Here is a 12,798-nt window from a genome sequence, read left to right as displayed (position 1 = left end):
TACATTTCATCACACAGGGTCAGCACTATGCTGACCCTGTGTGATTTATAAACTTATCTGTTGCTTCTGCAATCGCGGCCGGATGTATTGGGTGTAGATCCAGAGCAGGATAACGAGACAACATACTATTGAGACAGTTACATTATCCTGTAATACCTCCATAAAACTATGTGGCGTATAGTTGGTTTCTTGAAAGCTGTGATCTGCATCAATGATATAGTTATGTGCGGCATGCATGCCTATAGCCACACCCAGGTTGCGGAAAATCAGGTACAACATGGATAGTGCTGTACCAATCTGCACAATATGACCTAAAACATATAGGTTATATTGCAGGTGCACCATCGCGAATAACACCGAACTAAACAGCATGGCAAGATAACGGTTTACACCATTGTATATAAGTAAAGAAAGGATAATAAACCGGAATAATATCTCTTCCATACCGGCAGCAAAAACGGTCGTGAGCCATTGATTGAAGTGTGGAAGTATCGATTTAAGCAGATTGGTATAATTGGCGAACAGTTCGGAAATAGTATGCGTATAGACAGCATTTGCTAACATATACACTATCGTAAATACAAAAAAACTTAAGATGGTAACAACGAAAATGTACACAGTACGCTTTAATCCATATAGCAGGCTGTATCCTTGTCGCAGCCATTTGCGCTTAAGCAGGATGTAGGTACTCAATATTACCAAAGGACCAAGCAGGCTTAAATTATAGGGCAGCCTATTGAATAAATAGGTTTGTAGACCCATAAAGACATAATATATAAACACTGCTAAGAGTATTTGGACAGATACCCTTAGCAGTGTTTTAATATGTTTAATATTGATTTTATTATTCATTTATGTATTTTGGAGTATCAGAAATAATTACACTTTTGAAAATATAGCTTCCCGCATTATCTTTTTCTAATACCTGCTTGGGTATATTTACGTATTTACCCGTTTCTGCAATCAATAGAGATCTATCAGGCATAAGAAATTCATCTCCGCTGTAATTAACTATTGGCATATGAACATCTGTTGGGCCACTTTCATATACTTCCCTAAAAATAGGAATACTGATAGTTATTTCGTGATGACATTCCTTTCCTGGGCCCTGACATGCTACATGGACCCATCTGGGTTGATGCCCGGCAATGAATCCTGTACAGAGTCCTTGGCCATGGCATAGTTCAGAAGGATGACCTGCATCAAAACTTACTTTATAGGTTACTTCTCCTTTTCCTGATATTGGAGTTAAATTTCTTTCTGTATTCTTTTCTGCTTTTTGACAAGCAATAAAAGTGCTGGCTATACCGGTGTAGGCAATAGTCATTGCAATGAGCAATTTTTTGTTCATAAAAGGTGTTTGTTGAATTAAAAATGTGCAATGACAGGTTGGAATGAGGTGTATAATATATACATACGATGTTCATCTTTCCTTAGGCTGTTTCATTATCTTTTAGAGCGTTCAGATGTGTCCATCTATTTTCTTCTGACCTGTTTTTTTTGCTTTAGTTAAGGTCAAAACTAAATAGTTGATATATAAAATAAGAATATTAGTTAGTGCTATGCATTGTCTGTTGAGATATTCATAGTTACCTGCATCGTTGTATTATCTGCATTGCCCTAAGATATGGCCACGACCGGATCAAGGACAGTGCTATTAAAAGTGTTGCGCCCGGCATAGCCGGGCGCAACACTTTTAATTCTATACATGTTTAAGCATAAGCCAGTGGATAATCTTCAAATGCTTTACGGTATATTTTCTTACTGACCTCCTGATGTACCAGTTGCAGGAGTACCCCCAGCATACAAAACAAACCGATCAGGATAAAGTAATGCTCTGCGAGATACAGATAACGCTCATGATCCCAGAAATAATTCAGAACGAACTTCAGCTCAGGGTAACAGAATATCGTAAGGTAATAATAGTACGGACGATGTACCTGTCTGCTGATCAGCTCCTGTTTCGGACGTTTGTAAGCATAATAAAGGTATATAGGCAATCCGATTTCATAAAGTAATGCTGCGCCGGCAACGCCCAGTAAAACACTGGCCCGGAGTACCGTATGGCCTTCAGTAAAGCGGTGCAAACTCCATATCAATGCAAAGGCACAAACCATCATGAGTATCCGTGAAATCGTAAAATAGGAGCGGAAGGTATTGCGGTAATACAACTTATGTTGCTGCTCCAGTGCTTCTTCTTTCGCAGCAATAATCTTACGGAAACCGGTTTTGCCAAATCCTGCGTATACCGTGTCGACCGCTGCAGTAAAGCTTAATTCTGGTCGCTCCTGCATCAATGCTTCTGTGGCATTGGCCAGGTGATCGACCAGTTCGACCTGCACATCATAATATCGGATATAGTGTTTCCGGCAGAATTGATACAGGTAATTCATTTCCGTTTCGGTAAGCGATTGTGTTTCAGGATGCATCATTATGAAATTGCGGGTTTATTAAATAATTGCAGGGTAGCGATAAAGTCGTTCAGCTCATTTAACGCGTTTTTCCGGGTCGCCTGTCCTACAGGTGTCAGCCGGTAATACTTACGCATGCGGTTGCCCACATGCTCCATTTCGGCAGTGAGTACACCTTCACCTTCCAGGCGATGCAGCAAAGGGTAGAGTGCCCCCTCAGTAATCTGTAGTGCCCCCTTGGTCAATTCTTTCACCTTTACCGTTATTTCATAACCGTACATACGATCATGATTGCCCAGTAGCTGCAGGACAATCGGCTCCAGGCATCCTTTATATAAAGATTGTTTGTTCATACGCCTATTTGAAATCAAATATACCTAATCATTAAATACATTGGTAACTTAGGTATATGTTTAACAAAAAATTGCGCGCCCTATTTCAGGGCGCGCAACAAGATTAGTATATCATTTCTACAGACCTACCGCTGCCAGTTCTCCTTCCAGGAATCCTTTTAGTTCCTGGATATATTCCGCATCAAAACTAAAGCGGATACCGGCAGTCTGGTACAGCTCCGGTAAGGTTTTGGTATACCCCAATGCCAGTGCATCCAGGTAGCGTTGCAGGGTCTCCTGCGGGTTAGCTTTGTACTGTCTCCACATCGCTACTGCACCCAGTTGTGCAATACCATATTCGATATAGTAGAAGGGCACTTCATATAAGTGCAGCTGTCTTTGCCAGTTGGCTTCAAAATACTGTTCCAGCCCGCTGCGATCGATATTCTTCGGTGCAAACTCCATAAAGATACTTTTCCACGCTTCTGTACGTTCCGCTACAGTATGGCCCGGATGGGTATAGATCCAGTGCTGAAATTTATCAATCGTAGCAATCCATGGCAATACATCAATAACCCTTTCCAGTTCCTCCTGTTTGGCCTTCAGCAGATCATTCGCTTCCGGCATAAAGATATCCCAGTGATCCATAGAGAACAGTTCCATACTCATGCTCGCCAACTCTGCGATCTCCATCGGGTATTCTTTAAACGCACTCAAGGGTAGGTGGTGTGATTGGAAAGAATGTATCGCATGGCCACCTTCATGCATCATCGTAATCACATCATTGATGGTACCTACGGCATTCATAAATATAAATGGTACACCAGTTTCGGCCAGCGGACAGTTATAGCCTCCCGGAGCCTTGCCAATGCGGCTATCCAGATCCAGGCGCTGCATATCTTGCATCACCTGCAGACAGGAGCCAAAGTAAGGATGCAATTTGCTGAACACTTCAATGCTTTTGTCCAGCATATCTGTACCATTGGTAAATGGTTTAAGTGGTTGCTCATTTTCCGGAACAGCATCCACATCATAAGGTCTTAATACCACAAGACCCAGTTGCTTTCTGCGGTGTTCCAGCAGGCGTTCCTGTAAGGGTAGAATATGTGTTTTAACCGCCTTATGGAAGTTATAACAATCTTCCGGTGTATAGTCAAAGCGGCCTAAAGCCCTGAATTTGTAATCTCTGTAATTGTCAAAACCGGCATTTTCTGCAATCTGCTGGCGCAATACCAGTAACTGGTCAAAGAGTTTGTCCAGTTCGGCACGGTCTTCGCCTCTTCTTTCATTAACCTTTACAAATACCTCTTCTCTCAGCTTACGGTCAGGCTCCTGTAAGAACTTAGCAGCTTGCTGCAGGGTATATACCTGCTCATTCACCGTAATCGTCATTTTGGAAGAGATCACTCCGTATTGCTGTTGCAGTACACTCAATTGGGCTTCCAGTGCTACATTTTCTTCGCGGTACAGGCTCAGTGCATTTTCGATCTGGCGCAGCAGCGGGAAGTATTGTTCCTGGTCCAGCTCCTTGGTAAAAGGGCTATCCATCAGTTTTTGCTGCAGGCGGTTGTTATAAGGTTTTAACTTTGGTTCTATTTCCAGGCAGAAATAGTTAAATGCCTCTTCCAGTGCAGGATTGGTCGTATCACAGGTCATCTTGATCTGTCTCCAGCAGGCATCTTCACTGATCACTGCTTCCAGTTCACTCCATTGCTGTAACCATTGCTCCAGCTCGCTTTTGTTGCTGATAGATGCAGATACTAATTGTTCAAAATAGGGTTCAACCGCTTCCCAGGTTGTGATGTTAAAATCCTGTGGCAGAAAAATACGTGCAGCAGGTTGTATATGGGCGTTCAGAGACATAGAAAAATTTGAATTTGCACAAAAATAAAAAAACCATACATGCCGTATGGTTTTTTATCAATTATTTAAAATAAATCGGTTTAGAACTTAGGACAAGCGAAGTTGTAACGCTTTCTTACAATCTTCTCGATAATACCGTTGTAGGTAGCAGAGAACTCTACCGCACCCTGTCCGTTAGTTGCCTGCTGGAATTTAGAAACGTTCACATCATAAGTGAAGCCCATCTGCCAGTTAGACCATTCGAAACCTACATAAGGAGCGATCGCATCACCGTAACGGTACCATGCACCCAGGTATAAAGTAGTGTTTTTAGTATCCTCATCGTTGTACGGGTTCAGGATGAAACCTACCGCACCACCAATCAGGTATTCCCATGCAGTACCTTGTTGCTGATACATTGTGCTCAGGTAAGCAACAGTATGAGAGTTCAGGTTCAGTGCACCACCTACATAGGCAGTGTAACGGGAGTTGATTTTAACAGACACATCCGTAGCACGGCTGGTGAATTTTTCTGTAGGGCGAGTTAAGTGATAATAAGAGAAACCACCATATAACATCGTGTTTTCATTGATCTGACCAGAATACAGGATACCGGCATTAAAGTCAGGGTAGGTCAGATCTGCGTTTTGCAGCCCTTCACCCGAAGTGTTAGGCAGGTATACGGTAGATCTGCCGAAATCGATTTCATTACCAAAGACAAGCTTGTCAAAACGGATAGATTTCTGCACCAGAGAACCTTGTACCCCTAAAGAGATACGGTGATTCTTTTCAACACCCAAAGCTTTATGATAAGCCAGGGATAAAGTACTGGTAATATTTTGTAAGGCACCGGAACCGGCTTTATCATATAATACCTGTAATCCGAAACCTGCCGCATCTCCTTCAGGTAATTTACCTTTCAGAATTGGCATGTCATAAGATAAAGCACCAGTCATATAAGGATTATTCGTAACCGTATACCACTGTGATCTACCAATAACACTTACGCGATAGTCACCTGTAGTAAGACCTGTATGTGCCGGGTTAAGTGTTAATGGGGAGGCAAAGTACTGGGTAAAATGGGAATCCTGTGCAAATGACGACCCCGCGCTCAGACATAAAAAAGCCGCGGATATGCTACATAAAAATTTTTTCATCTATTTATGAATATTATGGGGTGATAGATCGGACATCTCCTTGTTCATTCCGTTCCCTAAAAATACGGGAATTTCTTCACAATACTATAACTTTTTCTTTTATTTTCCTAGCGATTATATAGAAAAATATTTTACTGCTTTTTAAAATTGAAGTTTACTTCCAAAGCACAAATCACCTGCATCTCCTAGACCGGGAACGATGTACCCTTTTGCCGTAAGCTCATCATCGATATCGCCTGTCCAGATATGGGCTTCAGGGAATTTTCTCAGAACATTTTCTATACCTTCCGTGCAGGAAATTACATTGGCAATATGGATGCTTTTCGGTTGCCCGAATTCCAGGAGACCTTCTATAGCCAGGATGAGCGAAGCGCCGGTTGCCAGCATAGGGTCTGCAATGATAAGGGTCTTGCCGTCCAGGTCAGGGCAGGTAACATAATGCTGCTCAATTTCGAATGTACCGTCAATCTTATTGTGCTTACGGTATGCAGCAATAAATGCACTGTCTGCATGGTCAAAATAATTAAGCAAACCCTGATGCAGTGGTACCCCGGCTCTTAATATAGTAGCCAGTACCGGCTGCTCCGAAATGGTCTGTACCGGTTTATTACCCAGAGGGGTAGTCGTATCCGTATGGTTATAGTCCAGCACTTTGCTGATCTCATAAGCAATTATTTCCCCTATACGCTCAGTATTTCTCCGGAAACGCATACGATCGACCTGTTTACTAACAGACCTGATCTCATGCAACCATTGAGAGAGTAGGGAGTTCTGAAGACTTAAGTTCGTGATCATTGAGCCGATTTCCTTTATATATTGAATTGCAAAATATGGAATTATCACTAGTTATGCAAATTAAGCTCCTGTTATATCTTTGGCCGCTTAAACCTTGCAGAAAAGAAATATTCTAATAACTTTACAATACAATCTGCGTACAGGTAATCATGTACGATCATTTTAAGTCTGAGTACTATGACCACACAATATAAAATAACCGGCATATGCTGTTCTGTACTGCTTATGCTGGGTTGCTCCTTCCGCGCTGCGGCGCAGCAAAAGAGTGGAGTGAACGATACCATCATCACTTATGGCGTGGTGCTGGGTAGCGATACTTTACCCCATTTTTACCTGGAAGAGGTGCAGACCCTGGCTACTTACCTGGATCAGAACAAGAGAGACCGTATGGCCCGGCTCAGGTATAATGTAATGACGGTATGGCCCTATGCCATAGCCGCCGCCAAAATACTGAACGATGTAGATGTCGAAATGATGAAGGCAGACGGCCGCAGAGACCGTAAAAAATACCTCCGGGCGGTAGAAAGTCAGCTGAATGCCAAATTTAAAGACCCGCTGAAGAATATGTCTACTACTCAAGGGGTTATATTGGTAAAACTCATCAACCGGCAGACCGGCAAAGACTGTTATTCCATTATTAAAGAGATGAAAGGAGGCCTGAATGCACGCCTGTCTCAGACTGCCGCTTACTTTTTCGATAATAACCTTAAAGAGCAGTACGATCCTTATAACCGCGACCGGGAGATCGAAACGATTGTTCAGGAAATAGAATCCAAATACTATTATAATCAGGTTCCGGGAGTACAGATCCGGAAGATGAAAACCAAATAGTCGCTCAAAGTAACTTATTGACGGTTAATTCATTAATGTTTTGTTATCGACTAAATCATTGTAGGTACAACATAATGAATTAACCGTATTTTTGCGTCATGAAAATTCATGTAATGGCCATTGGCGCCCATCCCGATGATGTGGAACTGGGTTGTGCAGGCACTTTATATAATCATGTCCGTAAAGGGCATCAGGTCGCAATTGTAGATCTTACAGAAGGTGAACTGGGTTCCCGTGGTACGGTAGATACCCGTTATGCAGAAGCAGCCGCGGCATCGAAAGTGCTGGGTATCGCACAGCGTCATAATCTGCAAATGGAAGATGGCTTTTTTCAGCACAACCGTGAAAATGTTCTGAAACTGGTACAGGTGATCCGTCTGCACCAGCCGGATATTATCCTGGCCAATGCACCATCTGACCGTCATCCCGATCATGGACGTGCTGCGACACTGATCCGCGATGCAGCCTTTCTCAGTGGACTGATTAAGATCGAAACAGCCTGGGAGGGACAGCCACAGGCAGCCTGGAGACCCAAGCGAGTATTCCATTATATACAGGACCGCTTCCTGGAACCATCCTTTATTGTAGATGTTACGGAGAGCATGGAAGCTAAAATGGAATCGGTTAAATGCTATGGTACTCAATTCTTTAGCAAAGATGACGATGGTGCACCTGTAACCTATATCTCTTCCGAAAAGTTCCTGGATAAAATAAAAGAAAGAGCAGCTTTGCTGGGCAAACGGATCGGGACAACCTACGGTGAGGGATTTATTTCCGAGACAAACCTCGGAATCGCTGATCTGGACCAGCTTTTGTATCCTGAGATCGCTTAAAAGCATAAATTAATTAATATTTTTTCTTAAAAAATTTGGCTGGGTGAAATAAAAGTCGCACCTTTGCAGTCCAAAAAAATAAATATTCGTAAGATATGGCACGTGTATGTCAGGTAACCGGAAAAAAGCCTATTACAGGTCACAAAGTATCTTTCTCTAACAAGAAAGCTAAACGTCGTTTTTTGCCTAATTTGCAAACTAAGCGTTTCTTTTTAGTAGAAGAGGATCGTTGGGTGACGCTGAAAGTATCATCTGATGCAATCCGTACAATTAACAAAAAAGGACTTTTAGCAGTAGTGAAAGATCTGCGTGCTAAGGGTGTAGAAATCTAATTTAGTATTAAAATTTAAAAATATTTACTGAGATGGCTAAGAAAGGCAATCGTGTTCAGGTTATTTTAGAGTGCACAGAGCATAAGAATTCTGGAATGGCGGGAACAAGTCGTTATATCACAGTTAAGAATAAGAAAAATACGCCTGAGCGTATCGAGTTGAAAAAATACAACCCGATTCTTAAAAAAGTAACTGTACACAAAGAAATTAAATAATAATTTTGTTTGATAGGTTACTATCATTCTTAAAAACGTATTAAAATGGCAAAAGCAGCGAAAACCGCGATTAAGAAAGATCCTAACGCTAACCTGGATGCGAAAAATTACACTAAAGTAATTAAAGCTGTTCGCAGTCCTAAATCAGGTGCTTATACTTTTAAAGAAGCAATCATTCACAAAGATAAAGTGAGCGATTACTTTGCTAAAAAATAATTAGCATTACCGGCTATACGGTGTCTTATAACATATTGGTTTGGTGCAGTATAATTCTATGCTGCACCAAATTTTTCGCAAAATATTGATCATACCCGGGTCTTTCCCTGGTATGTTTTTTTGTATATTGCATCTATGGAATCATTGTTTGCTATACTCTTACTGGTAGCATTAGTTATATGGTTCGTGCGCAGCAGACGCACGAAACGCAACACCTTTACCAAAGGTGAACAGCAACGTATGACGATCGACGATCATTATAATATTGACCGGCAGCGGAAGGCCCAGGAACTGGATCACCTGCTGGAGAAGATTAATCGTAACGGCATAGACAGCCTTTCCGCAAAGGAGAAGGAACGATTAAAACAACTTTCGCGATAAAAAAACTACTCAGGCAGGATACTCCTGTCTTTTTTAATGCGGTACACTTTAGTTTCTCTCCCAAATTGTTTATTTTTATTGCTTGCAATATTAAATTACTGATGAGAAAATTATACCACTTCATATTCCTCGCTACAGCAGGAATATGCACTACTACTTTGCATGCCCAGCAAACCAATCCCCACCAGTCTGTAATCAATGCCATATGGCAGGAAGGCACTACTGACAAAAGCCTGGAAGAAAGAGCGCATCAGTTCCTGGATGTAATAGGGCCAAGACTGATCGGAACCCGGGAAATGGAAAGAGCTCATTTTTTTGTCAAGAATTCCTACCTCAGTTTTGGTATCGATGCCCGTAATGAACAATGGGGTACCTGGCGCTCCTGGCAGAGGGGTATCAGCCATATCGATATGCTGTATCCCCGCAGGATCAACCTGGAAGGTACACAAATGGCCTGGTCACCATCGACAGGTAATAAAGCGCTCAAAGCCAAAGTTATCGCCTTGCCCGACCTGTCCGACTCCGCATCGTACGACCAGTGGATGCGTAAAGAGGCCAAAGGTAAGCTGGTGATGATCTCACAACCACAATTATCAGGCCGGCCGGATGATAGCTGGCAGGCCAATGTAAGTGCTGAACGTTATGACAGTTTTAAAAATGCACAACGTGTTTTAACCAGCAACTGGCAGAACCGTATTAAAAAGACAGGCTTTACATCCCGTACCTTACCGGTGCAGCTGGAAGCCGCTGGTGCTGCCGGTATTATAGCCAATACATGGTCTGGAGGCTGGGGCGTAACAAGGGTATTCTCTGCCAGAACAAAGAAAATACCTTCTGTAGAGCTGGGGCTGGAAGATTATAATTTACTGTACCGCTATCTTACTTACGGTACCGTACCGGAACTGCAGATCACTACAGAATCTTCTTTCGGGGAAGATGTGCCGACTTACAATACCATTGCAGAAATGAAGGGCACAGAACATCCGGATCAGTATGTTGTGTTATCGGCCCACCTGGACTCCTGGGATGCCGGTACAGGCGCTACCGATAATGGAACAGGTGTCCTGACTATGATGGAAGCTATGCGCATTTTGAAAAAAGTTTACCCTAATCCTAAACGTACCATTCTGGTAGGTCACTGGGGTGGGGAAGAGCAGGGACTGAATGGCTCAGCCTCTTTTGTCAAGGATCATCCGGAGCTGCAGGACAAGATAAGCCTTGTGCTGAATCAGGATAATGGAACGGCCCGTATTGCAGAGATCAATACGCAAGGCTTTCTGAATGCATATGCCTGTTTTGATAAATGGCTTAACTACATTCCGGAAACGTTTAAAAAGGAGTTAGCTATGAAGTACCCGGGCGCACCGGACAATGGTGGTTCGGATAATGTTTCTTTTGTCTCTTCCGGCATTCCGGCGTTTTACCTTTCTGCCAAGAACTGGCATTACCGCGATTATACCTGGCATACACAGAGAGACACGTATGACAAGATCGTTTTTGAAGACATCAGGCATAATGCCATGCTGGTTGCGATGCTGGTGTATATGGCCTGTGAAGAGCCGGAAATGATGAGCAGACAACAGATTGTTATGCCGCTGGACATGAAAACAGGTACCCCTAAAAAATGGCCTTCTCCTAAAGAGCCTACACGCACAGGACCTTAGTCGTAATAGTATATACTGGTTATCGCTGTGATAAAAACAATAAGCGATCCGTACCATGCAGATCACTCGAAAGGCCTTGTACATCCGGCGTTAATAAAATTATTGGCTCGGTCGATCACTGTCTGAGCGAAGTGAGTCTGGTTTGGAACCGACCGACAAATTGATTTTTAGCCATGGATGTATACAGCCATAAAAGGAACTCGAGGAAAAAGGTAAATCGTTGTTTTCTGTAAGCGGAGAATCAATCGATATATAAATAATAAAGCCCCGGTATACCGGGGCTTTATTATTTATATACTATTATCTTCTTTTCCTTGTAGTCTCTTTCTGTGCAATCTTTTTATTGCCTGACTTTCGGGTATTGGATTGCTTTTTCTTACGAGCGGCTTCTTCCTGCTTCCTTTTTCCTTCCTCTTCCTTTCTCTTCTGAGCCCGCTGTTCTGCTCTGCTCAGTTTTTTAGGAGCTTCTTCCTTGGCCTGTGGCTTTTCTCTGGCTGCCAGTGCTGCGGCAGAGTCCTTCTTTTGCTGAGCGGCCAGTTGTTTGGCCATTTCTACATTATGAAAAGTATCTTTTGCCGTTGGCTGGGCAGGAGCCAGTTCTTTTTCTTCCAGGTCCATTACAATATCGCCCAGGAATTGAGTATCTGTCTCGGTTACAATAGTTGCCGGATCTCCCAGTATAATGGAGCCCCTGTTCGCATCCTGCTGTGCAGAATCACATGAGGCAAATCCGATATGCAAAACGCTTATAACACCCAGTATTTTAGCTCCTGTCAATATTTTCATAGTCATAAAAGTAGCAAAAATGATATAAAAAGCTGCAATTAGTTTTTCGTACGTTCGATTTTTCTGATTTTATTTTCCTGGCTCAGTTCTTTCAGCAGGTTATCCAGTACGCCGTTTACAAACTGTCCGCTCTGAGGGGTGCTGTAGTTTTTAGCGATCTCGATATACTCGTTGATCGTAACTTTAGTAGGGATAGTAGGGAAGTATAAAAATTCACATACGCCCATTTTCAGCAGGATAAGATCAATCGTCGCTACACGATCCGCATCCCAGTTATTCAGTTTAGGTTCGATAAGTTCCATCAGTACCTGATCTCTTTCCAATACGGTCGTCGTCAGGCTGCGTGCATATTCATTCTTTTCTCCGGATATAAATTGCAGGAAATTAACGCTCTTAGGACTTTTGAAAAAGTTATCTACCAGCATCATCACCATATCCTTATCATCTTCCCAACCGTCAAATGTATCGGTCATATACTCCTGGAAGTCCTCGTTGTGAGCCATTTCTTCCTTCCATATAAAGTACAGCATTGCTTTATCTTCTGCGGCAGTGCGGTCATCATTTTGGATATAGCTCAGGTACTTTTCAGTAGTACACAGGTGCTGGTACGTTTTCTTAACCCGGTCCATTTCCACCTTCTGATCCAGTTTATCTTCGCTGATGCGCTCCTGGAAGGTAGCATTCTCCAGCATATCCCAGAGGTAAAGGTTCCCTGCGAGCTTAGTATTTACATTCATATCCGCTTCTGTCGGCAGGTACTTAGAAGAACGCTGGCGGGAATCCGTTTCTGCGTATTGTGCAATGCGTGCCAGGTACAACATCGAAACGTTGAACAATTCAGCGGCATTAACAAATTTTTCCGTCAGCAATTGTAAGCCTTTCTTACGTTGAGCTTCTGCATCTTTCAGGTCAAATGCATCAAACGATTCCAGGGCATAAAGGGCCTGCATTACTTTAACACGGATATTTCTGCGACTTATCATTGGGAAAATTAAAAATGGAG

Annotated in this window: 16 protein-coding genes; 7 read left to right on the top strand and 9 right to left on the bottom strand. The window is 42.6% G+C overall.

Annotated elements, in window-relative coordinates:
- Nucleotides 1–45: 45 nt before the first annotated feature.
- The 7 genes from EMP01_RS15480 to upp form a co-directional block, all read right to left on the bottom strand.
- Nucleotides 46–564 carry a CPBP family intramembrane glutamic endopeptidase gene (locus EMP01_RS15480; RefSeq protein ID WP_161971180.1) on the bottom strand — a complete coding sequence of 173 codons (519 nt, stop codon included), beginning with the start codon at nt 562–564 and terminating at the stop codon, nt 46–48.
- A gap of 280 nt (nt 565–844) precedes the next feature.
- Entirely contained in the window at nt 845–1,351 is a 507-nt protein-coding gene (locus tag EMP01_RS00780; protein WP_129019592.1) for a hypothetical protein, read from the bottom strand.
- A gap of 361 nt (nt 1,352–1,712) precedes the next feature.
- Nucleotides 1,713–2,432: a hypothetical protein gene (locus tag EMP01_RS00775; RefSeq protein WP_129019591.1), complete on the bottom strand. Its 720-nt coding sequence runs from the start codon at nt 2,430–2,432 to the stop codon at nt 1,713–1,715.
- Nucleotides 2,432–2,764, bottom strand: a complete 333-nt coding sequence (locus tag EMP01_RS00770; RefSeq protein WP_129019590.1) for a PadR family transcriptional regulator — start codon at nt 2,762–2,764, stop codon at nt 2,432–2,434. The genes EMP01_RS00775 and EMP01_RS00770 overlap by 1 nt, the downstream gene beginning before the upstream one ends.
- Before the next feature lie 117 nt (nt 2,765–2,881).
- Nucleotides 2,882–4,606, bottom strand: coding sequence for a M3 family oligoendopeptidase (locus EMP01_RS00765; protein WP_129019589.1), 1,725 nt, complete (start codon nt 4,604–4,606; stop codon nt 2,882–2,884).
- An 80-nt stretch (nt 4,607–4,686) separates the two neighbouring features.
- Entirely contained in the window at nt 4,687–5,742 is a 1,056-nt protein-coding gene (locus tag EMP01_RS00760; RefSeq protein WP_129019588.1) for a PorP/SprF family type IX secretion system membrane protein, read from the bottom strand.
- Nucleotides 5,743–5,883: 141 nt separating this feature from the next.
- Nucleotides 5,884–6,537: a uracil phosphoribosyltransferase gene (upp, locus tag EMP01_RS00755; RefSeq protein WP_129019587.1), complete on the bottom strand. Its 654-nt coding sequence runs from the start codon at nt 6,535–6,537 to the stop codon at nt 5,884–5,886.
- A 177-nt stretch (nt 6,538–6,714) separates the two neighbouring features.
- On the opposite strand from upp, the gene EMP01_RS00750 reads away from it, so the two are divergent.
- The 7 genes from EMP01_RS00750 (at nt 6,715) to EMP01_RS00720 (ending at nt 11,009) form a co-directional block, all read left to right on the top strand.
- Nucleotides 6,715–7,368 carry a DUF4294 domain-containing protein gene (locus EMP01_RS00750; protein ID WP_129019586.1) on the top strand — a complete coding sequence of 218 codons (654 nt, stop codon included), beginning with the start codon at nt 6,715–6,717 and terminating at the stop codon, nt 7,366–7,368.
- Nucleotides 7,369–7,466: 98 nt separating this feature from the next.
- Nucleotides 7,467–8,201 carry a bacillithiol biosynthesis deacetylase BshB1 gene (gene bshB1 / locus EMP01_RS00745; protein ID WP_129019585.1) on the top strand — a complete coding sequence of 245 codons (735 nt, stop codon included), beginning with the start codon at nt 7,467–7,469 and terminating at the stop codon, nt 8,199–8,201.
- Nucleotides 8,202–8,296: 95 nt separating this feature from the next.
- On the top strand, nt 8,297–8,533 hold the full coding sequence (gene rpmB, locus EMP01_RS00740; RefSeq protein ID WP_129019584.1) for a 50S ribosomal protein L28: 237 nt from the start codon (nt 8,297–8,299) through the stop codon (nt 8,531–8,533).
- A gap of 32 nt (nt 8,534–8,565) precedes the next feature.
- Nucleotides 8,566–8,748 (top strand): 50S ribosomal protein L33, encoded by a 183-nt coding sequence (rpmG, locus tag EMP01_RS00735; RefSeq protein WP_129019583.1) that lies wholly within the window; start codon nt 8,566–8,568, stop codon nt 8,746–8,748.
- A gap of 45 nt (nt 8,749–8,793) precedes the next feature.
- A complete protein-coding gene (locus EMP01_RS00730; protein WP_129019582.1) occupies nt 8,794–8,964 on the top strand; it encodes a DUF4295 domain-containing protein in 171 nt (56 codons plus the stop codon).
- A 135-nt stretch (nt 8,965–9,099) separates the two neighbouring features.
- Nucleotides 9,100–9,345: a DUF6576 domain-containing protein gene (locus tag EMP01_RS00725; RefSeq protein ID WP_129019581.1), complete on the top strand. Its 246-nt coding sequence runs from the start codon at nt 9,100–9,102 to the stop codon at nt 9,343–9,345.
- Between the two features lie 101 nt (nt 9,346–9,446).
- Nucleotides 9,447–11,009 carry a M20/M25/M40 family metallo-hydrolase gene (locus EMP01_RS00720; RefSeq protein WP_129019580.1) on the top strand — a complete coding sequence of 521 codons (1,563 nt, stop codon included), beginning with the start codon at nt 9,447–9,449 and terminating at the stop codon, nt 11,007–11,009.
- A gap of 300 nt (nt 11,010–11,309) precedes the next feature.
- On the opposite strand, the gene EMP01_RS00715 is transcribed toward EMP01_RS00720, so the two are convergent.
- Nucleotides 11,310–11,795: a hypothetical protein gene (locus EMP01_RS00715; RefSeq protein WP_129019579.1), complete on the bottom strand. Its 486-nt coding sequence runs from the start codon at nt 11,793–11,795 to the stop codon at nt 11,310–11,312.
- Between the two features lie 38 nt (nt 11,796–11,833).
- Nucleotides 11,834–12,778: a transcription antitermination factor NusB gene (gene nusB, locus EMP01_RS00710; RefSeq protein WP_129019578.1), complete on the bottom strand. Its 945-nt coding sequence runs from the start codon at nt 12,776–12,778 to the stop codon at nt 11,834–11,836.
- Between the last annotated feature and the right edge of the window lie 20 nt (nt 12,779–12,798).

Source organism: Edaphocola flava (assembly GCF_004118155.1).
GTDB lineage: Bacteria > Bacteroidota > Bacteroidia > Chitinophagales > Chitinophagaceae > Edaphocola > Edaphocola flava.
This window is presented reverse-complemented; position numbering and strand designations above follow the sequence as displayed.